This window comes from Polyangiaceae bacterium (assembly GCA_016715885.1).
Taxonomy (GTDB): Bacteria; Myxococcota_A; Polyangia; order Polyangiales; family Polyangiaceae; genus Polyangium.
In genome coordinates this window covers 156,122-177,818 of sequence record JADJXL010000026.1, presented here as the reverse complement: position 1 = coordinate 177,818, position 21,697 = coordinate 156,122, and the positions used below count along the sequence as shown (strand labels likewise).

The 21,697-nt window shown below is 58.6% G+C and carries 17 protein-coding genes; 5 read left to right on the top strand and 12 right to left on the bottom strand.

What is annotated here, in order from left to right; genetic code table 11:
• Nucleotides 1-254 precede the first annotated feature (254 nt).
• From IPM54_40590 to IPM54_40570, 5 genes are all read right to left on the bottom strand, one after another.
• A complete protein-coding gene (locus IPM54_40590; protein MBK9266072.1) occupies nt 255-1,871 on the bottom strand; it encodes a response regulator in 1,617 nt (538 codons plus the stop codon).
• The gene (locus IPM54_40585) at nt 1,846-3,348 is read right to left on the bottom strand and encodes a circadian clock protein KaiC (protein MBK9266071.1); all 1,503 of its coding nucleotides are present in this window, start codon (nt 3,346-3,348) and stop codon (nt 1,846-1,848) included. Before IPM54_40585 ends, IPM54_40590 begins: the two co-directional genes overlap by 26 nt.
• A gap of 232 nt (nt 3,349-3,580) precedes the next feature.
• A complete protein-coding gene (locus tag IPM54_40580; GenBank protein ID MBK9266070.1) occupies nt 3,581-3,964 on the bottom strand; it encodes a hypothetical protein in 384 nt (127 codons plus the stop codon).
• A gap of 360 nt (nt 3,965-4,324) precedes the next feature.
• On the bottom strand, nt 4,325-4,480 hold the full coding sequence (locus IPM54_40575) for a hypothetical protein (protein ID MBK9266069.1): 156 nt from the start codon (nt 4,478-4,480) through the stop codon (nt 4,325-4,327).
• Between the two features lie 383 nt (nt 4,481-4,863).
• Complete coding sequence (locus IPM54_40570; protein ID MBK9266068.1) at nt 4,864-6,111, bottom strand: sigma-70 family RNA polymerase sigma factor; 1,248 nt, start codon at nt 6,109-6,111, stop codon at nt 4,864-4,866.
• A gap of 126 nt (nt 6,112-6,237) precedes the next feature.
• Here IPM54_40570 and IPM54_40565 point away from each other — a divergent pair, with 126 nt between their 5' ends.
• Both IPM54_40565 and IPM54_40560 read left to right on the top strand, forming a co-directional pair.
• Entirely contained in the window at nt 6,238-7,155 is a 918-nt protein-coding gene (locus tag IPM54_40565) for a hypothetical protein (GenBank protein ID MBK9266067.1), read from the top strand.
• 669 nt (nt 7,156-7,824) lie between these two features.
• Complete coding sequence (locus IPM54_40560; protein ID MBK9266066.1) at nt 7,825-8,499, top strand: hypothetical protein; 675 nt, start codon at nt 7,825-7,827, stop codon at nt 8,497-8,499.
• Nucleotides 8,500-8,653: 154 nt separating this feature from the next.
• Here the strand turns inward: IPM54_40560 and IPM54_40555 are convergent, their stop codons facing one another.
• Complete coding sequence (locus tag IPM54_40555; GenBank protein MBK9266065.1) at nt 8,654-8,992, bottom strand: hypothetical protein; 339 nt, start codon at nt 8,990-8,992, stop codon at nt 8,654-8,656.
• Nucleotides 8,993-9,153: 161 nt separating this feature from the next.
• Here IPM54_40555 and IPM54_40550 point away from each other — a divergent pair, with 161 nt between their 5' ends.
• Nucleotides 9,154-9,858 carry a hypothetical protein gene (locus IPM54_40550; protein ID MBK9266064.1) on the top strand — a complete coding sequence of 235 codons (705 nt, stop codon included), beginning with the start codon at nt 9,154-9,156 and terminating at the stop codon, nt 9,856-9,858.
• Between the two features lie 600 nt (nt 9,859-10,458).
• Here IPM54_40550 and IPM54_40545 read toward each other — a convergent pair.
• Nucleotides 10,459-11,367, bottom strand: coding sequence for a transposase zinc-binding domain-containing protein (locus IPM54_40545; GenBank protein MBK9266063.1), 909 nt, complete (start codon nt 11,365-11,367; stop codon nt 10,459-10,461).
• Between the two features lie 255 nt (nt 11,368-11,622).
• Here IPM54_40545 and IPM54_40540 point away from each other — a divergent pair, with 255 nt between their 5' ends.
• On the top strand, nt 11,623-12,009 hold the full coding sequence (locus IPM54_40540; GenBank protein MBK9266062.1) for a hypothetical protein: 387 nt from the start codon (nt 11,623-11,625) through the stop codon (nt 12,007-12,009).
• Between the two features lie 97 nt (nt 12,010-12,106).
• On the opposite strand, the gene IPM54_40535 is transcribed toward IPM54_40540, so the two are convergent.
• The 5 genes from IPM54_40535 to IPM54_40515 form a co-directional block, all read right to left on the bottom strand.
• Nucleotides 12,107-15,403, bottom strand: coding sequence for a type I restriction endonuclease subunit R (locus IPM54_40535; GenBank protein ID MBK9266061.1), 3,297 nt, complete (start codon nt 15,401-15,403; stop codon nt 12,107-12,109).
• Between the two features lie 66 nt (nt 15,404-15,469).
• Entirely contained in the window at nt 15,470-15,958 is a 489-nt protein-coding gene (locus IPM54_40530) for a hypothetical protein (protein ID MBK9266060.1), read from the bottom strand.
• A gap of 139 nt (nt 15,959-16,097) precedes the next feature.
• The gene (locus IPM54_40525) at nt 16,098-16,784 is read right to left on the bottom strand and encodes a restriction endonuclease subunit S (GenBank protein ID MBK9266059.1); all 687 of its coding nucleotides are present in this window, start codon (nt 16,782-16,784) and stop codon (nt 16,098-16,100) included.
• A 26-nt stretch (nt 16,785-16,810) separates the two neighbouring features.
• A complete protein-coding gene (locus tag IPM54_40520) occupies nt 16,811-19,138 on the bottom strand; it encodes an SAM-dependent DNA methyltransferase (GenBank protein MBK9266058.1) in 2,328 nt (775 codons plus the stop codon).
• A 168-nt stretch (nt 19,139-19,306) separates the two neighbouring features.
• Nucleotides 19,307-19,516 carry a hypothetical protein gene (locus tag IPM54_40515; GenBank protein MBK9266057.1) on the bottom strand — a complete coding sequence of 70 codons (210 nt, stop codon included), beginning with the start codon at nt 19,514-19,516 and terminating at the stop codon, nt 19,307-19,309.
• 116 nt (nt 19,517-19,632) lie between these two features.
• Here IPM54_40515 and IPM54_40510 point away from each other — a divergent pair, with 116 nt between their 5' ends.
• Nucleotides 19,633-21,687, top strand: coding sequence for a hypothetical protein (locus IPM54_40510; protein ID MBK9266056.1), 2,055 nt, complete (start codon nt 19,633-19,635; stop codon nt 21,685-21,687).
• Nucleotides 21,688-21,697: the final 10 nt, after the last annotated feature.

Here is a 21,697-nt window from a genome sequence, read left to right as displayed (position 1 = left end):
TGACCGTATCCCGGCCCCATGCTCATGTCCAGTATACAATTTTGCCGGCGGGGCAGCTCGCATCGCCCGTATTGGGGTGCAGAAAATCCATCGCGCCCTTGTTCAACAGTAGCATGATCATCGGGTGTTCAATGATTTACCAGCGATGATGCACATGATTGACGCGAGGGGAAACTTCATCTCGTCAACGAGCGCTGGTTGGAAATACGCAGCAGCCGCATTCGTGCGAATTACGCAACGACACCAAACGGCTATCAGCTCGGCTGGTCGCGCGACATGGGATTCGTACACGCCGTAATGATGTTCGCCAAGGTATCGGCATCCACGGGTTTGGTTATGTGATTCACAAAACCAGATTGCAATGCCCGCCGCTGGTCCTCCGGTTGGCCGTAACCGCTGAGCGCGATGAGTTTCGTCTTGAGCGCCGGATTGGTGGATAGCGCCCTCTGCGCCAGCGAATAGCCATCCAGTCCCGGAAGCCCCACGTCGATGAGAGCGACATCAGGCTCTTTCTCGAGGAGCTCGCGCAATCCGATTTCCCCATCGGGCGCCACATCCACCGAATGTCCGAACAATGACAGCATCATCTGTAGCGATTCGCGGTTATCGTCGTTGTCCTCGACGACCAAAATCCGGCACGTGATTCCCGTTGGTCGGTGGTGCACATCGGCCGCTGTGGTCGGCGCTCCTGGCCGCAAGGGGAGCACCAGCGTAAATGTGCTGCCTTGCCCAAGGCCGGGGCTCGTTGCCGAAACCGTTCCGCCATGCAATTCGGCCAATTTCTTCACCAGGCTCAGACCAATCCCGAGTCCTCCTTCGCTGCGGTCGAGCGACGTCCGCACCTGCGCGAATATATCGAAGACCTTTTCCAGCATGTCGTTGGCAATGCCAAGACCATTGTCGCGTATGGCGACGATTCCTTGCGACCTTTCACGCCGGATCTCCACCCGAATGCAACCGCCCGGGGCCGTGTACTTCAATGCATTGTTCAGGATATTGGAGATCATCTGTTCCAAGCGCGTGGGATCGGCGTCGATCCAAAGAGGTTCGATGTTCAGCGCGAGCTCCAATTGGTGGTTCCGGGCTTGAATGCTCGCCCGGCAGCTCTCGACTGCGTGCGATACGGCGTTGGAAAGCTCCACGGCCTCGAAACAGAGCTGCACCTTGCCGCGTTCCACGCGGGAGACGTCGATGAGGTCGTCGATGATGCGGACCATGTGCGCAATCTGCCGCTCGATGATCTCGCGCGGCCGTGCCGTGCGCTTATCGGCGGGAGAAGCCAACTTCATGATGTGCAATGCATTGCGGATGGGCGCCAGCGGATTGCGCAGCTCGTGCGCGAGCATGGCCAGAAACTCGTCCCGCGCCCGCACGTCCCGTTCTCGCTGGCGCAGGTCCGACTCGCGCTGCTCCAAGAGCTCGCGTACCTGATATTGTCGCTCGCGGGCGCGCAGCGCCGCTCGGATCGCGCTCGTGAACGTATGGATGTGAAGGGGCCGTTCGAGCAGCGTGATATTGCCGTCGTTATTGATTCTCTCGCTCGGCTTCCCCTTCATCTTATGGGTCGTTGACAGCAGCACCACCACCGGGAGATCCGACCACGCGGGCTGATGGGTCAACAATTCGGATAATGTGCGCGAGTCCGAGGCGAGTGCTTCTTCGACGACGATCAGCACGGCCGCGCCTCGGCGTGCCTCGTGGCAAGCTTGCGGCAGCGTGTTGCATTTTTGCGCTGTTATGTTTTCACCGGCGAGCACCTTGCAAATCACGTCTGCGTCATAGCCGAACGGGGCCACCACCAGAGCGCGTTCATCCAGCCGAGCGCGTTCATCCAGCCGAGCGTATTCATCCGGGCTGAGTAGTCGACCCATCACCTTCCCCTTCGTGCCCATCAAGGCGGTTCGGTCCTGCATTTCCCATGAATGCCGGCGTGCCGGTCAGAATGCCCTTGAAAGCCCGCAATGGCTCGCCCACCGAAATTTTGCTGCCTGAAAAACTCAGCTCGCGAATGGTCTCCTCATGTGCGCCCGTGCGCTTTTTCACGACGGATAGCGCTTTCTTGAGCGCTCCGCCGTGTTCGAAAAAGCGGAGCAGCAGGACCGCATCGCCGAGATAGGTCAGGTCGACCGGCGAACGCGTCGCGATTCCCAGCATTCCGATCTGCGCGAGCGTCAATATCGTCACCACGCCTTGCTTGTTCAAATACGTCAGCAATTCATGCAATTGCAGCATCAGCATCCGCTCTTCGGTCATCGCATTCAGGTAACCATTGAGGCTGTCGATGATCAGCAATTTCGTATTCGCCTGTTCCACCTTCTGTCGGAGCATCGCGACGAACTCACCCGGCGACAATTCTGCCGGATCGACCTGTCTCATCGAAATATTGGGTGTGCGCATGTTCATGCCCAATCCGGCGGCTCGGCCCACATACGTTTCGATGGTTTCGTCGAAAATGAAACTCGCGACATTTTCACCGCGCTCGGCGGCAGCGACCGCAAAACGGGCCGCAATGTTCGACTTCCCCGTGCCGGACGGTCCCATGATGATCGTGCTCGTCCCGCGGTCCAGACCGCCTCCCAAGAGCGTATCCAGCGCCGGAACGCCGCTGGACACCGCCGAGCGATCGAAGTCGTTCGCATGCTCGGCCGCAATCAAACGCGGGAAAACTTCCAGCCCCCCGGTTTGTATCGTGTAGTCGTGTTTACCCGCGCGGAAATTCACCCCGCGCAGCTTGGTAATCTCCAGCCTGCGCCGCGTGATACCATAATCAGGAGATACCTGATCGAGCGAAATGACGCCGTGCGCGATGCTTTGCACGTGATGATCGATGTTGGCGGTCTTGTCATCGAGCAAGAAGACCGTGCACTTGCGTCCGGCGAAATAGTGCTTGAGCGCCAGCATCTGCCGGCGGTAGCGCAGCGGGTCCTGCGCCAGCAGCCGCAACTCCGACAAAGAATCGAAGACGATACGGCTCGGCTTGATCTTCTCGACCTCCTGCAGAATCACCTGCATCGTGTGCGCCAGCTCGACCTCCGACGCATAGAAGACCGTGTTCGGTAGCGGATTGGCTTGCTGCTGCTCCGCCGCCGACAACTCGAATGTCGCAATCGTATCCAAGTCCCAGCCGTGCGACGTGGCAACCTCGACCAGCTCTTCCTGCGTTTCGGACAGGGTGATGTACAACCCGCGCTCGCCGCTCTTGGCTCCTTCGAGCAGGTATTGCAGCGCAAGCGTCGTCTTGCCCGCGCCGGGATGGCCTTCCACCAAATAGAAGCGGTTCCGCGGCAAACCTCCGCGCAGAATGTCGTCGAGTCCTGAGATTCCGGTAGAGCAGAGGTTGGTGTGCATGTGGGTGTTGGCAAATGGTGACGTTGCGTAGCGTTCCCAGCCGAGAATACTCGATTTGGCAGGCGAAGTAAAACAACGACGGACGATATTTTCCTGAATCGTGCCGTGAAATACGGTTGGTCCTGCTCGTCCGAAACGCAATGTATTGCGCCCACGTTTTACCGCTCGCTGTGATAATGTGGTAAGGACAGCACAATCGAGAATCGCGCGAGCAAGGGCTGGAAGCATTCCGTCATGCTTGCAGCAGGCGCACGGGCGTCCGTGGGGCCTTGCGCGCTAGCCAAGCGCTCTCCATGACCGTCGCGACCACGCAATAAATTTTTTGAAATAAAAACGGGACCCCGAACGAATAGGCGCGCGTCATGCGCTCGAATACGGCGGAGAGCCGTCCGTAGTCATCCATTCTGCGAAACATCCTCGTTTCGGTCGGACATTTCGTGTCCCGCTCACGAGCCACTTCCGTGGCTTTTTTCGCCATTTCTGATAAAATGAGCCGCTTCTCGCTGGACGAAGAAAGAAACGTCGTCCCGAGAGCGCGTAACCCAACGGACCGATCAAAAGTTCCTGGTGACAGGTAGTGCGCATTCATGCGCGCAGGTTGATCCGTCCGCAGCATGAGGAGGCATTTGTGACGCAAACGATGTTGCACGTCGATGGCGCTCGAACCCGCATGCCGCTGGTATGTACTGTCATTTCAGTGCTCGTCTGGACGGTGTGCATTGCGATTTTTATCGCGTCATGGTTGCTCGAGACAAACGGTTCGGCCCCTGATTCGCAGGGTACGAGCTTCGAGCATGCTCCGCAAACGAACACGTCGGCGACCAAACCGCGTGATCCGTATGCAGTGGAAAGACCCGGACGTAGGTTCTGATCGGGGTCGGTTTTCCCGCGGGCGCAGGGCGCTTGAAATGGCCCTGCGCTCGCGGCTTTTATCGTCTATTGGTCGTGAGCCCCTGGTGGGTGTTCTTTGTCTGTTTCAGGCGTTGCAGTTCAGATTTCCATACGTTTGGCGAATTTGACCATCTTTGTCGAACGCTACCGTAATGTTGTCAGCATCATGACCTGCGTCAGCAATGAGCAGTTTTCCATGGCCGCTTCCTACGAACAAGAGCTCGACGTTCGGCATTTGCATCGATACATCCAGCTCGGCTAGCCATGCCCGCACGTTCAGGAATAGAAATCGAACGCATGGACCATGTGCGTGTTGCCGCCCGCTTCGTCGACGACATCCAAAAGGTCGTCACGCTCGAGCTCGCGGTACCCCGGATGAGCCTCAGAGTTCTTGTCGAACACGCGCAAGAAGAGCGCAAAGTAGCGGGACGCGCCGATTCCGACGTAATGAAGGATAGGCTCAGGCTATCTGAGTCAAGGCAGGCGCAACCTCGACGGATGTACGGTCTTCAACGCTGACAATCCCGGGTTCCGTCTGGGCATCTCCCCATGCTCATGTACCACTCTTCCCTCGTGGGGCACCGCTCGCCGCGCGCTTCTACGACCTGGCACATAGCCTCATAGTTATCCAAGCCGCCAGATTTCTCCTCCGGTTCTTGCCGCGGTGGCGTTTGCTGCCCGCCCCACCCCCCCCACCATTCCTCTTCTTTTTCCCGCGCCCCAAACACCCCCCCCCCCCCCCCCCCCCCCCCCCCCGCCCGCCCCCCCCCCCCCGCCCCGCCCCCCCCCCCCCCCCCCCCCCCCCCCCCCCCCCCCCCCCCCCCCCCCCCCCCCCCCCCCCCCCCCTCCCCCCCGGCGCCCCCCCCCCCCCCCCCCCCCACCCCCCCATCCCCTGTGCTGCCCGCTCCCCGCGCATCCCAGTTGGGTCACTACCGGCGCAACGAGAAACGCGAAGGGGACGACGGCACCCTGTAGATAGCTCACAATCTTGGTCGTTTTCATGCGCGAAGCAGAACACTCCGCTTCGGGTTTGTCAACGCCAAACGGTTTTACGGGCGCAACCTCCTTGGGCGTCGGGGGCGGCGGCGTCTCGGGCACTGGTGGCTCCAGCGGCATCGCCACAACGGCGATGTCCGGAGGCGTCGGCGCCGACTGCACCACGGCCGTGGGCTCGTGTTGCACCGCCGTTGGTGCCGAGCTCGCGGGCAAAATCGCGCCGCATGTCATGGTCACGGTCAGTGCGCACGTCGTCTGCGTGACGTGCGTGAGCAGTCGCGAAGCGCGCAGGGTCCACCGAGCGCCTTGCGCGCGCGCGTTCTTCGTAATGAGCAGAACGACGGCCGCGATGGTCGACTTCACCGCCGCGCGAAGAATGCTCATGGCCTGCGCATGACGCGAATACAACGTTGATGGAGCTCGATCCAGCTCACGCGCGATCTCGGTAATGGTTTTACCGCCGACCTCATGCTGCAGAACGAGCACCTGATCCTCCGGATCGAGCGCCGCAAAGGCCTTCCGCAGCACTTCGCGAGCGGCAACGGCTTCCGCATGCCCCGATGTGGACAGCAGCCTCCCCAGCTCCGACTCCGATGTGCCCTGGCCAAGAAGCACCCGGTGTTTGGATTTCCGGCTGCTCAATGCGGCGAATTCCGCCAGCGCACACATCCATGCGATGAACCGTTTTTGGTCCGTCACAGGGGGCCGTTCCGAAATGGGCTTGCACATTGCCGTGACGAACGCATCATGCACGACCTCCAACCGATCAATATGCTCATCACAACCTACGCGCCAAACCACGGCCAACATGGACTGAATCACTTCTTGAAGCTCGGCGTTCGACAAGCCAAACGCAGGCGGGGGCGGACAGCTCATGACGAGGTGGGGTACGAGCGTAACAAAATTACGAAAAAATCGTCCGCCCTTCGGATCTTTTTTGTGACGACCGTCGTGTGCGGGGTTTTCCTCTCCAGAACCGCGCTCGCGCACGATCCCCCACCCATGGTTCCTACCCGGGTCGACTTCGACGCGAGCCAAGCGCCCAAGAGCTGCAACGACGTTTCCACGTTTACGCGGCTCCTCACGAACTGGGTGACGGCTGGCACGGTTACGCCCAATGCGGATCGTCGGCTGGTGGTGCGCATCCGTCGATCTCCGACGGGGGGCAAGCTCGTCGACGTGACGCTCCTGGACGCGGACGGAACGACATTGGGCGAGGAGCACACGCCGTTTGCCCGCAACGACGAGTGTCACAGAGTGCTTTACGAAACGGCACAGGTTGCGGCGCTACTCATGGGCGCCTTCCAAAAACCTCCGCCCCCCGAGCCCATCTCGTGCCCCGAGCCCATCTCGTGCCCCGAACGTCCCGCGTGTCCCGATCCCGTCGAATGCCCGAGTTATCCCGCGCCGGTTCCTCCACCTCCACCGATTGCCGCGTCCGTCCCCCCAATACCTCCACCACCATCATCTGCACGGCATGCATTCATCGGAGCGGGCGTTTTTATTGGAAGAAGTTTTGCCTCCGAATGGGACGTGGGGCCGCTGGTCTCGCTCGGCTTCGTCCTGTCGCCCCGCGTCCCGCAATTTCAGTTCGAGCTCGAAGGTGCCTGGGTGCCGCAAACGTTTGCCAATGGTCCTTCCGCGTATGCGGTTCCGCTCTTTGGCTCGCTCTGCTATTCGCCTTCCATTCTTCGTATTTGCAGCGGTATTGCGACGACTTTTTTTGATTCGAGCCATGACGATATCCATCTTGGGCTTGCCGCATCATTGCGCCTCGGCACGGAATTCATCATTGCAGGCCCACTCTCGCTCCGCGTGGACGCGTCTACGCTCCTGCCTTTATGGCAACGGGCGAACGGCCACGCATTGGCCTCGTTTGCTCTGGGAACTGCCGCCCTGGGCGTGTTGTCGTTCGATTGATTTTTGGTTTCGCAATGGGCAGATCCCAACGAATTCAGCGTGCTGCGCGATTTGAAATCGCAATCTATTGGTCGTGAGCCTTTGGCGAGCGACTTCATCACGCTGTCTCGCACAACCGCGACCGTCAGGTAGTCCAATCCGGCGATTGTGTGGAGCGTATTTGCGATGGTTCCGGCATGTTTCAACCCGTGAGCCGGCCGCGGTCGAGTCCCAAGTCAAGCCGATCTGGGAGCGCGAGCGCCCCAGCATAGCCAGCCTCGAATGACGAACTCCACACTCCTTCGCCGGGCCAGCCCACGTCGCACGCTCCGCAATGCCAATCCCAATGGGCATCTGCTCGTCCCGCAGGCGCGGAGGCGCCAACCTCAATGGGCACCCGCACCTTCGGCGATGCATCCCGCGGCGACCTCGTATGGGTTCGGCGCATCGCCGCGCGCATGAACGCGCCAAGCCCAATGGGTCCCCGCACCTTCGGCGATGCATCCCGCGGCGACCTCGTATGGGTTCGGCGCATCGCCGCGCGCATGAACGCGAAAGGCCCAACGGGATCCCGCCACCCCAGCGTGCGCCGAGCCGACAAAGCACGCGTCACCCGCATGTCCGTGCAAACTGGTAGACATGTCCACAATGCGCTTGTCATCACAACGCGTGGCGAGTAACGTGGCACTCATGCTTGCCAAGAAAGACAGCACCGCCTCTACCATGCTCCGCGCGCTCGCTCTCACCAGCAACGCGCTCGATGCGGCACATGCGCTCGATGTCGACCGCTCCGATGCCGATCGTGCCTTTTTCCAGGCCGAGAGAACCATCATCGATGGGCACTTCGAGAAAGTCGAAGCCGCGCACCGCGCCACATTCCTCCATGACCTCCGCGAACAGCAAAAGCACCAGGCGCGAGTCGTCGTGGGTGATGCGGTTCTGGACCGGGGAGTCCGACGGGGCAAGAAGCGCGTGACATTGGAAACCAATGTCGCCACGGCCGATCGCATTTTCGGTGAAGACATTTCTGAAATTGTCGACGCCGAACGACACCTCGAACCGGGGCTCGTGTTGGATTGCGTCAATCGCTTGGTGAAGGACGCCGATTTCAACGGGAAAAGCGAGCTCGTTGGGGATTTGACCGGACGGGCCGATCGCCAAGCAAAAAACTTCAGCGACCGCGAAGCTGCAACGCGTGTGGAAGCGAGCCTCGACACGGACTTGGCGAATGCCATCGAGCAAGCCGCTGATGCACTCTATGCTTTGGAAAAACGACTGCTCGAACGATTCCCGCGCGACAAAACATACGTGCGTGCGTTCTTTTTCGATGTTGGAGCGAGGAAGAAGAAATCGCCGTCGGAATGAATCGTCCTGCCTTGGCTGCTCTCCATGTTGCGCAATCGTTGCCAAGAGTGCCTGGTACTGGGACGGTGCGGTGCGAGCGGGCCATCGTCGAGGTGCCTCCGGTACCAGCGGGGCGAATCGATTACGAGCGGGATGCCCACTTCGCGGGATCAACTCACGCAGCACGCGCCGATGGGAAGCGGGTGAACGCGGCGCCGCGTTCAGCATGACGACGATAGGTTGTCGGCTCATCTTCGTTGACTTCTGCTCCGCTCCTCGGCGAGCGCATCCACAAGAGGAGAGAAGTCGGTCCACCGAGCCCTCCGCACGGCTTGTACGCGAAGGCGTAGTCGCGCTCCGTTCCAGCGCCGCCGCACGCCTCGCAGTCGCGCGCCGCCGGCGGCCGCCGCGGCAAAAGCCGCCGCAGCTCGGGAAAGCGCGGGGACGCGCTGACGATGGCATAGGTCCGCTGCGTGCCGGTGGCCTCGTAATGCGGGTTGATTTTCCTATGCACTTGATGCCGTCCGTTTGATTGATGGCCAGGGCTCAGCAAGATATTTGCCCCGTTCCGGTGCCCCATGGCACAAGCAGCGAACGATCGTTCGCGGCTTGCGTACGACGACGCTGAGGGGCAAGGGGATGAAGTCAATCCGGCGAATACGTTCTGTTGTGGCAATGGGAGCTTTGGGCTGTTCGAGCTTGGCGATCACGCCGCTTGGATGTACGAATTCCATCGAGATGGCGCCGGTCAGATACCGCGCAGAGGCCAAAGGACCGCGTCTTCCGGACATCTCGGTCGAGCGTTTGCAGGCGTGTTTCGAAGAACATGGCGGGCAGTTCGACGCGGATTCGCTTCGCGTTCTGGGGAACGTGAAGGTGGATCCGGAGGGTCGTACGCGAGAGGTCACGGTGGCGGGCATACCGGATAGCGCGCCGGATTTTGCTGCGTGCGTGCGCGTGACGTTGAACGACATGGCGGTGCCGATGTCGATGTTCCCATTGCGGCCGCGGCAAATGGCCGAGTTGACGGACGGACAAGCGGCGCCGAGGGGCAATGAGCTTGCCAACCCGATCGTGGTGTGGGAGCTTGGCGCTGCTCTGGCTGAATTTGCCGCGCAACATGGGAATCGCGTGGTGCTCTACGCGGTGGCCGTGGAGGTGGTGACGACGGTAGCGGTGGTGGCAACCAAGGAGTATCTCAGGAGGAGGAAGAAGAAGACGTGCACGGAGCATCTGCAGGATTGTCTGGGCACACCTACGAACGATTTGCCGGGGAACCATATGGGCCAGCGGCGATGCGCTGCATGTTTTCTGAAATGCAGGGATGGCAATTGGCCACTCAAGATCGATTTGCCGGATGGTGGATCTTGTGCCTGCTGACGTCCAGCGACCAGCGGAGCGACCATGAGAATCGATAACTATACACGCGACCTCAACAGCCCCCTCGATCCGAAAGAAGTCGCTTTCTGCAGAAAATTCGAAGCCATCCTCGTAGGAGCGCTGGAAATGGAGTATGGGGACGTCGTTCGTGCATTCCGGCAACTCGAGGATGAATTCGTGCATCGCGTCGACTACAACGAATGGGAAGTTCTGGAGACGCAACGACGCATTGCCGAAGGAATTCTTTGCGTGGCGCATGACGCTGAACAACCATTCGACGTCTGCCGTAACAACTGGAATGCGCTGGTCGAGCTCGGCTTTTCGAGCATCGAAATGTTTTGTAACATGGCGTGGTTCTATGCGGACTGCTGCTTGCTCAATGCGCAATACGATACCGGACTCGAGGTGCTCGACATGGTTGTCGAAGAAATTCATCGCCGCCTCGAAGTGCCTGGCCTCACTAGCCACGCCGAGAAGTATTACGACACAGAACTGGACCATCTCGGAACGCTCCGCGAGGGACTCAACGCGTACAAATCCAGCGAAGCGGAGGGTAATGCGTGGGACGAACGTCGAGACGCGGAAAGCGAGGCGCAAGAATCAAGCGCTCAGGAGCGACAGAAAAACGAGATCATCTGCAAGCTCTTCAGCGCGACGAAGCCCCTTCGAGCCACGTCGTCCGACCGGGGTTTTGATGAACTGGTTGCCGAATACCGAAGGGCGGAAGCGGGCTTCTTGGAACGCCTCGAAAGCGGCGACGAACTCTTCGTACCGGATGTGCGCCGCCACTTCGCGACCACCATTCTCGAGGAAGCCCAGCAGCGTCACGCGCCATTGGAGGTATGCAACGCCGCATGGAATGAATTGGTTCGATGGGGGTTCGGGGACCTCGAGCATCGGTGCGCCGTGACGCGGGTTTATGCCGAATGCTGCCTGTTCAATCAGCAACCAGACGCGGGCCTCGCTGTGGTCGAACCACTCCTTGCGAAAATCCAAAACGATGTCGATGAAGGTACGGACAAACAAATGTCCCGGCAACGTTACTCGCGAAAAATCGCCCACCTGACAAAACTCCGCGACGAGCTGTTGGCGCTGAAGACCTAGAAAGCGACGGACGCATCGCGCGGGCCATGGCAAGGTCGGGCAAACGTCCCATTGCCGCATTTGCACTGTCGGCAAGACGTGCTCGGTCAGCCAAACCGCCGTGTCGCTCATCCGGCGGCCCAAACACGACGGGCAAAATCCTCGATGCTTGCACGAAAATGCCACGAGCCTGCAACATCCACACGATTCGCAAACCGCTCGTATGAATCCGTATTCGAGGAGCCCGCACCGGAGATACTCGTCGACTTCATTCACGACGAACTTGGGCAAACTCCCCAATCCCTCGACACCCTCGCGAAACGACGACCAATGCTCACGCACCACCCGATACAGGACGCTCTCCTCGGGCCGATGCCGCTCGTACCGGTACCCCTCGTGATGCGCATGTCGGTCGGGAGCAAGCATGCGCGCGCGTCATGCGCATGCCATGCCAAATGATTTTCGTCTCGTTTGCTCGAAGGTTTTACCGGTCAGCCCCTGGCGAACCCCTGGCGGCCGCCATGGCGGCGGGTGGCGGCCGGCAGACGATTGGCTTACGAAGCCGCGCACCGCGCCACATTCCTCCATGACCTCCGCGAACAGCAAAAGCACCAGGCGCGAGTCGTCGTGGGCGATGCGGTTCTGGACCGGGGAGTCCGACGGGGCAAGAAGCGCGTAGCATTGGAAACCAATGTCGCCACGGCCGATCGCATTTTCGGTGAGGACATTTCTGAAATTGTCGACGCCGAACGACATCTCGAACCGGGGCTCGTGTTGGATTGCGTCAATCGCTTGGTGAAGGACGCCGATTTCAACGGGAAAAGCGAGCTCGTTGCGGATTTGACCGGACGGGCCGATCGCCAAGCAAAAAACTTCAGCGACCGCGAAGCTGCAACGCGTGTGGAAGCGAGCCTCGACACGGACTTGGCGAATGCCATCGAGCAAGCCGCTGATGCACTCTATGCTTTGGAAAAACGACTGCTCGAACGATTCCCGCGCGACAAAACATACGTGCGTGCGTTCTTTTTCGATGTCGGAGCGAGGAAGAAGAAATCGCCGTCGGAATGAATCGTCCTGCCTTGGGTGCTCTCCGTGTTGCGCAATCGTTGCCATCTTTCGGCGTGGGTCGATGGCAGCCAACCTTCACCGAGGTGCGTATCGGCAGCTAATCGGTGGTGTCGCGTATGTCCGGTCGTTGCCCGGTCTTCATCTGCGCCACCAGCATATCAAACACGATACGCCCAAAACCCGCAGCGATGTTCTTGTCGTTCAACACTTGGGTCATGAGATTCCGATGCACCTCCCCGCTCTCCATCACCGCTTCATCAAGTGCCCCTGCGAAATCGCCTAACATCGCTTGCTCTCGCGAGTTGTTCTCGATCTGCTTCATCACCGCCTCGTTCTCGCGGACCTTGTCGGATATGGTCATTGCGTAGTTCAACATATCATTGTCCGTAAGCCCGTCCGTCACAAACACCTCGTTCAAGCGCTGAATGATCTGCGAGAGGTATTCTTCCATTTTGCTTTTTGCTTTGCCGCTCCCCATCTCCGAACCTGGCGAAAGGCCTTCTCCCGCTCCCTTGACGAGCTTGAGATCCTGCTGCTTCAGTTTGCTCAGGCGGTAATGGCTCAACTCCACGGAGCTGAGATCGATGGGATCCTCCTTCGGCGTTTTCTCTCGCAACAGCGGCGCCAGATGCCGAGCGTAAAGGCTTAGCTTCTCCAGGTCCGTGCTGTCGTAATCGACGATTTGGCTCATGAACTCGTAATACCGGGTGAAGCTCACGAGATCGGCCTTGAACATGCCCAGCGCGTCGAGCTCCTTCTTCGCTTCTTTCAGATCGCTCTCCGCATTGCCAACAAGCACCGCGTCGCCCGTTTTCTTGATCCGCTCGAACATGTCGCGCCGTTTCTGATGCTGCTCATAAGCCTCGGTGTAGCGGTTCTGCCACCGTTCGACGGCGGGCTTGCAAACGTTGCCAATGGCGGCATTGCCCTTCGATTTGGTGAAAAACACATCGGCAAACAGGTTCACCTCGACCATCGTGAAAATGCCCGCCGACTGGATTTTCTCTTTGAGATCCCAGATCAGGTTCGGATCCGAAACGTCGAGCAGCTTGGCTGTTTGGTAGTATTCCTGGAACGATTCCAAGATTTCTTCGGGGTCATTCACGAAATCGAGGACGTAGGTCTCTTCTTTGCCGGGGTGTATCCGGTTCAGGCGGGACAACGTCTGCACACACTCCACGCCGCCGAGCTTCTTGTCCACGTACATCGCGCATAACTTGGGCTGATCAAAGCCCGTTTGAAATTTTTGCGCCACGATCATGACGTGATAATCGTCGCCATCAAATGCCGTGCGCATGTCCCGGCCCTTCAGGTCGGGATTCATCTTCGTACTCGTTTCGGTGAACTTCTCGCCGAGCAATCCTTCGACATTGGGATCGCTCGCGTCAAACGTAACCTCGCCGGAAAAAGCCACCATTGCGAAACAATCGCGGTAGCCTTTTTCCTTCACATACTTGTCAAACCCCAATTTGTACCGCACGGCTTCTTTGCGCGACGCAGTGACGACCATCGCTTTGGCGTGTCCACCAAGCAGCCCCATCACCTTGTCGCGAAAATGCTCCACAATGACTTGGACCTTCTGCGCGATGTTGTAATCGTGCAGGCGCACCCATTGGACGAGTTTGGTTTTCGCCTTCTTGCTATCGACCTCGATATCCGCCTTCGCCACCTTTTGGGCAAGCTGATAGGCTACTTTGTAACTCGTGTAGTTCTTGAGCACGTCGAGGATATATCGCTCCTCAATCGCCTGCCTCATGCTGTACACATGAAACGCCTTCGGTTTATTGGCTTTTGACCGCGGCTCTTCGGGATTGGGCAGGCGTCCAAACAATTCCAACGTCTTGGGTTTGGGCGTGGCGGTGAATGCGAAATAGCTAATATTGGGCGAGTTGCGTTTGGCGGCCACGGTTGCCGCCAGCATATCCTCGGCGCTCGGTGTGTTGTCCTCGCCTTCGGTTTCTGCTTTGGTGTCCAATTGGAGGACTTCTTTGAGCTGGTTCGCGGTCTTGCCCGATTGCGACGAATGCGCCTCGTCCGCGATGATGGCGTAGCGGCGTTCTTTCAAGCGTAGGCTATTTTCGATGGCTTTCAGCACGTGCGGGAACGTCTGAATCGTCACGATGACAATGGGCTGGCAGCTCTCGAGGGCCGCTGCGAGCTTCTCCGATTTGGATCCTTGTCCCTCGTCGCGGTTGATTCGCCCCACGACGCCGTCGGCGTGTTCAAATTGATAAATCGTGTCCTGAAGCTGCGCATCGAGCACCGACCGATCGGTCACGACAATGACCGAATGGAAAACCTTCTCGTCTGCGTCGTTGTAAAGCGACGAAAGTTGGTGGGCGGTCCACGCAATCGAATTGGATTTGCCGGATCCTGCGCTGTGTTGGGCCAGGTATTTGAACCCCGGTCCTTCTTTGCGGGCTGCGTTGAGCAAGCAGCGGACGAGGTCCCATTGGTGGTAGCGCGGAAAAATGAGCGCTTCTTCCTTGTATTTGCGACCGTTCCAATCCTCTTTTTGTTTGATCTCCAGATGCACGAAGCGCCCGATGATATCCAAGACGTTGGCTGGAGCGAGGACTTCTTTCCACAGATAACTCGTGGCGTAGTCGTGTACGTCTTCGGGGACGTCGTTTCCTGCGCCGCCTTCGGTCGTGCCTTTGTTGAATGGCATGAACCGAGTTGCTTCGCCCTGAAGGTGCGTGGTCATGTGCACCTCGGATTGTCCGACGGCAAAATGCACCAATGCGCCACGTTTGAAGGTGAGCAAAGGTTCGCTTTTGTTCGTCGCGGGATCTTTGGGCAATCGTCGCTGTTTGTATTGGGTGATGGCGGCGTCGAGGCTTTGTTTGAACTCGCTCTTCAGCTCCATCGTGGCGATGGGGATCCCATTGAGAAACAGGACCAGATCGATACGCCAAGGTTTGGCTTTGGCGCCTGTTTTTTGGAGGTGTGCTTCGGTGGCGTAGGGGCTGTAGACGAGCTCGGGGACGACGCGCAGGATATTGGCTTTGTAGTTGGCCAGCGTTTCGGGGTTCAGGCCGTGGTCTGGTTTGAATTGGCAAAGCCGAAAGGAGACCGATTTGTCTCGTACCTCGTGTCGGAGCACGCCGAGGGTGCCGAAGGTGCGCAGGTGTTTGTCCGTGGCTTGGGGATCCTGTTTGTTGAGCTGCGCGGCGATTGTTTTGATAAGGGTGGGCTCGGGATTGGAGGGATACAGGGTTTTGTATTTGTCCCAGGCTTTGCTTTGGGTGTTTTTGACGAACGCGAGGCAATCTTCGACATAGAGCGCGTTTTCGCGGTCGTACTTGGCGGAATGACCGAGGAGCCAGCCGCCGGCGAGCATTTCGTTCAGAATATCTTGTTGGAAGGCGGCTTCTTTGGCATCGGCGGTCATGGTTGTGGTGCTCCTCAAAGCACGAAACGAAGTCGAAGTTCGTCGGGTCGAACGTAAACGTAGGGCTTATGGGTTCGAGGTGGCCGAAACAGGGGGTTTCCAGCCGCGTACGTCGATTTTGCCGGTGACAGCCGCGGAGATGAGGGCAGCGCGGCGTTCTTGGAGGAGTGTGTTTTGCTCTTCTGCCAACTTAATCGTGGAGTTGTTTCGATCGAGCACGTTCTGGATGTGGGCGAGGATTGCGGCACGCTCATTGGGCGGCGGCACTACGAGCGGTGTCTCCATGAGATTTGTTGATGAGATGGAGGCTAAGTTCGTGCTCTGCTTCGCTACCTGGAAGAAGTGAAACTTCGCGTAGTCGGCACGCGTGACGTTATCTAGCCACTCCGGCTCAATGGTCAGTGGTCGAATTGCAAACACATGATTTTGATGAATGCAGTTCGGCACTTCATTGCGCCAAATCGTACCGCGACCTAACTTATCTCGGTCGCCGCCTTCGTTCATCAGCACATCCCCTTCGCGCAATAAATACCGAGCAACTTGGTCTCGCTCCACCGGAATACGATGAATTTCTTCGAGATTCAGCCAGCCATCTTGAAGTTCGCGACCCTGAGCATCGGCATCTCCATCGTGGTCGCTGAAGGAGGTTTTCCCTCTGGCAAACCCGACTGGATTACTGACGTGTGCTTATGCTTCACACCTCCCAATGCGCCGGCACCTTCCCCAACCATTCCACGCCCGAATCGCGCATCGGGGCATCGGGGTTCAGGCCCTTGGTCACCGCGTGACTGATGACGGCCTGACGCTTCTCTTTGAGTAAGGCGATGAGTTGTTGCTGCTTCTCGATCAGCGCATCAATCTTCGCGGTTTCGTAGTCGAGGAACTTGGCGATTTGGGTTTGTTCTTCATCGCTAATCAGCGGCAGGCTCACCTGTGCGAAGTTTTGAAAGCGCAGAGCCTGTCCATCGCGAACAAGATTTGAAGTACTTTGCAATGCTCGAATGTATGGTCTGCTTTTGAACAGATACCTAAAAAAGCCTGGAACGACGCTCTTGATAGGGGTGAGCCCGACGTAGGCAGAACTCACGCACCCAGCGTAGCCGCACCACTCCAGACCGCCCTGAAAGCTACGCATACTGATTACAAAATCACCCGGCTCTACGTGCTTTAGTATGTCCGCTCCGGTAAAAACTTGCATGACGCTTTGATCTTCAAGTCGCATGAAATCCTTTTGAGGAATCACACCATACTTTTGGGATGCGGTGAGCTGTTCATCTCCAGAACGCATCCGCTCCTTGCGTTGTTCAAAGAGTCTGCGGCTCTGGATTACGCCCCAATGGGCGGGGATTGCCCCGAGCCACCAGATTCCAGATTCCGTCATTTTCGAATAGGTCGAATACCTCCCGCTCACGACCGCACCTCGCTCAACATCGCCACGATCTCTTTGCTCAGAGCCTCCAAATCCGCATCGATCTCGGCGAGATCCCTTGGCGGCTCATATTCATAAAAGTGGCGATTGAATGGGATCTCATACCCCACCACCCCGACGCCTTTGTCCTTCTCGTCACGCTTGGTCGCATCAATCCACGCATCCGGGACATGCGGCGCGACCTCCTTGCGGAAATACGCCTCGTTCTCCGCATCCACCTTCGCGCCACGCGCCGTATCCGCCGTCAGCGGCACATCCTCGTTGTCCCGCAACTGGCTATCCGGCTGAAACTCGACCACCTGGCCCTTGTACGCAAAAGTCCCGTACATCGGATTCGGCTTGCCCTTGACCACCTTTTTGATCACCGGCTCCGCGTTGGGATTCGTCCAGGTCACGGCCTCCAAAAGCTGCTTTTTCTCCTTCACGTCCCATTTCACGCCGGTTTTTGGTAATGCCGCATCGAGGGACGCCTCGAAAACCTGATAATCGTCGCATTGCTTCTTCCCGAGCACCTTTTGCAGCATCAACGCCTTGTCCAAAAGCTCTTTTTGCGCCCGCCAGATCTTCGCATCCAACAGGTCCTTGATCTGCTTCTCTTTCAAATCGCCAAAATCGGCCTTGACCAGCGTCCGCACCTCGGCCGCAACATCCGACAGATCGCCGTAATTCTTGGCCGTCCAGCCCTGGCCATACAGCTCGTAGACCCTGGCCATGGCCGCATTGAGCGCTCCCGGGTCGAATCGCAGCGCCGCGATACGCTCGTCCGACAAACACGCGGACAAACGCAAGGGCCGCTCAATCGTGATGCGACGATAACCAAATTCATGGCTGCGGAAGATCTTCGCGCCAAACGTTTTCTTTTCGTCCTTCTTCGTCGAAGGCCGACCACGTGTCCCTTTCGCATCGGGCTCTTTGTTTAGCTCGTAGGTATCGACGGCCTTGAACGCGCCAAAGGTCTGCGTGATCAACTTGATGTCCGCTTCCCCAATCTCTTGACGCTTGGAGCCTAATGACTTGCGCATCTTCTGGTACAAATGCACGGCATTGATGAGCTGCACCTTGCCGCGATGCGCTTTGTCTTTCTTGTTCGACAAGATCCACACGTAGGTGGCAATGCCAGTGTTGTAAAACATGTCCGTTGGCAACGCGATAATGGCTTCGAGGAGATCATTCTCGAGCACATGTCGCCGAATCTCGCTTTCCCCGCTGCCCGCGCCGCCCGTGAACAACGGCGAGCCATTCAAGATGATGCCAATACGCCCGCCATTCTTGGTGGGATCCCCGGGATCGTAATCGCGCATCTTGCTGAGCAGATGCATCAAAAACAAAAGCGACCCATCACTCACCCGCGGCAAGCCAGGACCAAAACGCCCGGCAAGCCCCTTTTCTTTATGCTCCTTCGTGACCTCGGCCTCGACCTTCTTCCAGTCGACACCAAACGGAGGATTCGAGAGCATGTAATCGAATTTGTCCCCGTAAAGCTGGTCGTCGCTCAACGTATTGCCCAGCTTGATGCGGCTCACGTCCTGGCCCTTGATGAGCATATCGCCCTTGCAAATGGCGTAACTCTCGGGGTTGAGCTCCTGGCCGAACGCGCGCATCGTCGCGTTCGGGTTCAGCTCGTAGACGTACTCCATGCCGCTCGAAAGAAAACCGCCCGTACCCGCCGTGGGATCGTAGATCGTGCGGATAATGCCTTCGCCCGTGAGCGCTTTGTCGTCCTCCATGAACACGAGCGAGGTCGTCAGGCGCACGATATCCCGCGGCGTAAAATGCTCGCCGGCCGTCTCGTTCGAGCTTTCTGCGAAACGCCGAATCAGCTCCTCGAACACGAGCCCCATTTCATGGTTGCTGATGGTTTCCGGGTGCAAATCCGTCGTGGCGACTTTTTGCACGACCTTATAGAGAAGATTGGCGTCGTTCAGCAGCCCCACGAATTCGGCAAACTTGAAATGCTCGAAGATCTCGCGAGCGTCCCGCGAAAAACTGTCGACGTATTGCAAGAGATTGGGCTTCAGGTCCGAGCTGCCGAGCTTGGCCAGATCCATCGGCGAGGTGTTGTAAAAGGATTGTTTCGCCGCCTTCAACAAGAACTTCTCGCGCGCTCCCTCTTCGAGCTTCATGGTCTTGAGCTTCTCGACCTCTTTCAGCACCACGCTTTTGCGCTCTTCGAGGACGCATTCCAGGCGGCGAAGGATCGTAAACGGGAGAATGACGCGGCCGTACTGGCTTTGCTTGAAATCGCCGCGCAACAGATCGGCGAGGCTCCAGATATAGGCGGCTGTTTGGGAGAAGTTGATGGTCATGACGCTCGAATCAGGGGTAGGCCATGCGGGGCGTGTTGCCTCGCGATCGCGCATTCTTTCAAGGAGTTCGTCCTATGTCAACAATAAAGCTGTCGCTATCTGGGACGCGCGTGTGCCTAGTCCGAATAGTCCGGCAAATTCGCCTTGACGCCGTTACGCCGCCTTACGTCATGCCCGGCGTTCCGTGTGTTCACGCGCGGTGCTCTCAATGCACCCGATGCCCTCGACGTCCGCCGCGACGAAATCGCTATGGATTGCATACATCAAGTAATGATAACGAAACGTCGCCGTCGGTTTGACCGCATGCGCGAGCGCCAGGACGGCAGCTTTCCGAAATTCCGTCTGAAATTCGAGTTCTTCGAAGCCTTGTCTCTGCAATTTTCGTTGGTTCGAGACCGCGGCGACCTATTACCTGCACATCGAGGAGTAGCCGGATCTGCGAGGGCCCGTGGCATAGGATTGACAGCCGGGCTCCGACCTGATGCCCTCGAAGGATGCAAGCTGCCCGCCATTTCGTCGCGCAATACCTTCGCATCGTCGTGATTGTATTGACCAACGCGGTGCTCGTGGGGTTTGCATGGGCGATCCTTGGTTGTGGACCTGGTGTCGTCCGCGTCGTGCAGCCGGATTCGGCGGCATTTCTGCAAATAACCAATGCCCAAGTGAGCGCTGAGGCGCGGCGTTCTGCGCATCTGATGGGGCAATGGGTGAGCGGGCGTTCGTCCGACAAAATCGGCATCTTTGAGGACAGCAAGCTCCCCGAACCGTACACCCAAGATGACGAGCCCGGGGCTTGGCCTTCCGAATATCACTTGGGATATGCCGCGCTGAGGCTCATTCGCGAACATTATGCGGCTGCTCATCCAACGTACCGCGTGCCCAAAGACGGCAACCTGGCGGAGGTTGTCGACGAAGCGGGTGGAAACACCCACATCGTAGCGGATTTCGACAAGGATCGGCTCATTGATCTCGCGGATGTCGAGGGGCGGGTTTTATTCGAGGTCGTGCCGTGGGGACAAACCCACCGAGCGGCGGCGAACAACAAGATCGATTGGCATCTTCGGGTGATCAACCACGCCATGCTCGGCGTTCCGAAGTTCAAATTGGGGACGGGCTGCGCGGGCGAGGTGGGTGTGCGGTTTGCCGAGGGAGCAGCGCCGTGGAAAATCGCGTGGGCTACGACGGATCCGGGGGTTGTCGAATACCAATGGCTGGTGCTCAGCGCGGAGCAGCACACCGCGGAAGCTTATGGCGATGCGTATGTGGCCAAGCGATGGCGTGAGCCGACGCTGCGCGAGATATCGCGATTAGGGCGAGCATTGCACGAAGTGGTGGAGCGGTTGGTCCAGGCGCGGGAGGAGCTGGGACGAACGCGAGCGGCCGCGGAGATGCCCGTGTTGCCGGGCAAAACGTTGACGGACTACCTGCGGTCGGTGACGCTGTGGAGCGCGCACGACGACACGGTTGCGCGGCTGCTCCCGGTGATGCGCAAGCCGCCGCCGGTGCGTCCCGACCCGCGCCTTCTCGCGGACAAGGCGGATGGTTCGTCTCCGCAGATGCACCCCGGTGCGACGAACCCCGACGGTCCCGTCGTTCCACCGCACCCCAGTGCACCGGAAGCGTACACGCTCCCAGGCCGGTTCGGGAACATGCCGTGGCAGTACTTCATGGGGTACTCGGCCCATCGCGCGATCGCCTATCATTACAAGGCCCGTTACGAACGTCTAGGCGAGTTTGTCTTCAAGAACCACGTCAGCGTTGCGACCATCGTTGACAATGCGGGTGGTCAGAAGAAGTTGCTTCACTGGTCCGAAGCCGACCTGCGTCCCGACATCACACACATCACGCGTGCGACAACGAAGGAGCACTATGTCTTCGAGATCAAGCCTGAAGGACCCAAGCATTTTGTGAAAGGCAAGGAAAAACTTGCGCAGTACATCGGCGTCCTGAACGTCGGCATGGTCGGAAAGCCCAAGGTCTTCGTTCCGGGCCCCAAGTACGAGGGCGAATTGTGGATACGTTTCAAACGGGGCACGCGCCTCTGGGCCGTCAAATGGCATTCCGCAGCGCCTGGTTTGTTACTCTATCGATGGATCAAGCCCGAGGTTGCCGAATCCGGCAAGGACGTGGCCACCTTGGAAGAAGAATGGCGACAGGCCATCCAAGACGGTCGATGGCGGGACATCTCCGAAAAGGAGATGGCGGCGGATGCGGAAGATCTATTTCTTACCGTCGAAATGCTCGTGGGGGCCCGGGAAACGCTGGGGCATTTCCGCAACATCGTGACGCTGCCCATTCAGGGCGTCGGTCTGGCTGCGGAGGCCGTGCTTTCGGCGAGGCTGTGGGGCCAGATGGACGCGACGCCTCGGGTGGTGCCCATTGTCCGCGTACCTGCGCCTGCGAAGCAACCAGCCGCGCCCCCCAAGGCTCCGCCTCCGGTAAATGCGCCGTCCTTGGGGTCGGATGTCCATCCTCCGCGCCCGACGCCCGCGCGTCCTGCCGCGCCCGGAAAAACACCATCGAGCCCCAAAGCCGTTTCCCCGAATTGACTTGCCATCG

Coding starts and splice junctions, on each gene's coding strand:
- IPM54_40590 (MBK9266072.1), bottom strand. CDS start 1,871: ATGGGTCGACTACTCAGCCCGGATGAATACGCTCGGCTGGATGAACGC.
- IPM54_40585 (MBK9266071.1), bottom strand. CDS start 3,348: ATGCACACCAACCTCTGCTCTACCGGAATCTCAGGACTCGACGACATT.
- IPM54_40580 (MBK9266070.1), bottom strand. CDS start 3,964: ATGCTGCGGACGGATCAACCTGCGCGCATGAATGCGCACTACCTGTCA.
- IPM54_40575 (MBK9266069.1), bottom strand. CDS start 4,480: ATGCAAATGCCGAACGTCGAGCTCTTGTTCGTAGGAAGCGGCCATGGA.
- IPM54_40570 (MBK9266068.1), bottom strand. CDS start 6,111: ATGAGCTGTCCGCCCCCGCCTGCGTTTGGCTTGTCGAACGCCGAGCTT.
- IPM54_40565 (MBK9266067.1), top strand. CDS start 6,238: ATGGTTCCTACCCGGGTCGACTTCGACGCGAGCCAAGCGCCCAAGAGC.
- IPM54_40560 (MBK9266066.1), top strand. CDS start 7,825: ATGCTTGCCAAGAAAGACAGCACCGCCTCTACCATGCTCCGCGCGCTC.
- IPM54_40550 (MBK9266064.1), top strand. CDS start 9,154: ATGGGAGCTTTGGGCTGTTCGAGCTTGGCGATCACGCCGCTTGGATGT.
- IPM54_40545 (MBK9266063.1), bottom strand. CDS start 11,367: ATGCTTGCTCCCGACCGACATGCGCATCACGAGGGGTACCGGTACGAG.
- IPM54_40535 (MBK9266061.1), bottom strand. CDS start 15,403: ATGACCGCCGATGCCAAAGAAGCCGCCTTCCAACAAGATATTCTGAAC.
- IPM54_40525 (MBK9266059.1), bottom strand. CDS start 16,784: ATGACGGAATCTGGAATCTGGTGGCTCGGGGCAATCCCCGCCCATTGG.
- IPM54_40520 (MBK9266058.1), bottom strand. CDS start 19,138: ATGACCATCAACTTCTCCCAAACAGCCGCCTATATCTGGAGCCTCGCC.
- IPM54_40510 (MBK9266056.1), top strand. CDS start 19,633: ATGCAAGCTGCCCGCCATTTCGTCGCGCAATACCTTCGCATCGTCGTG.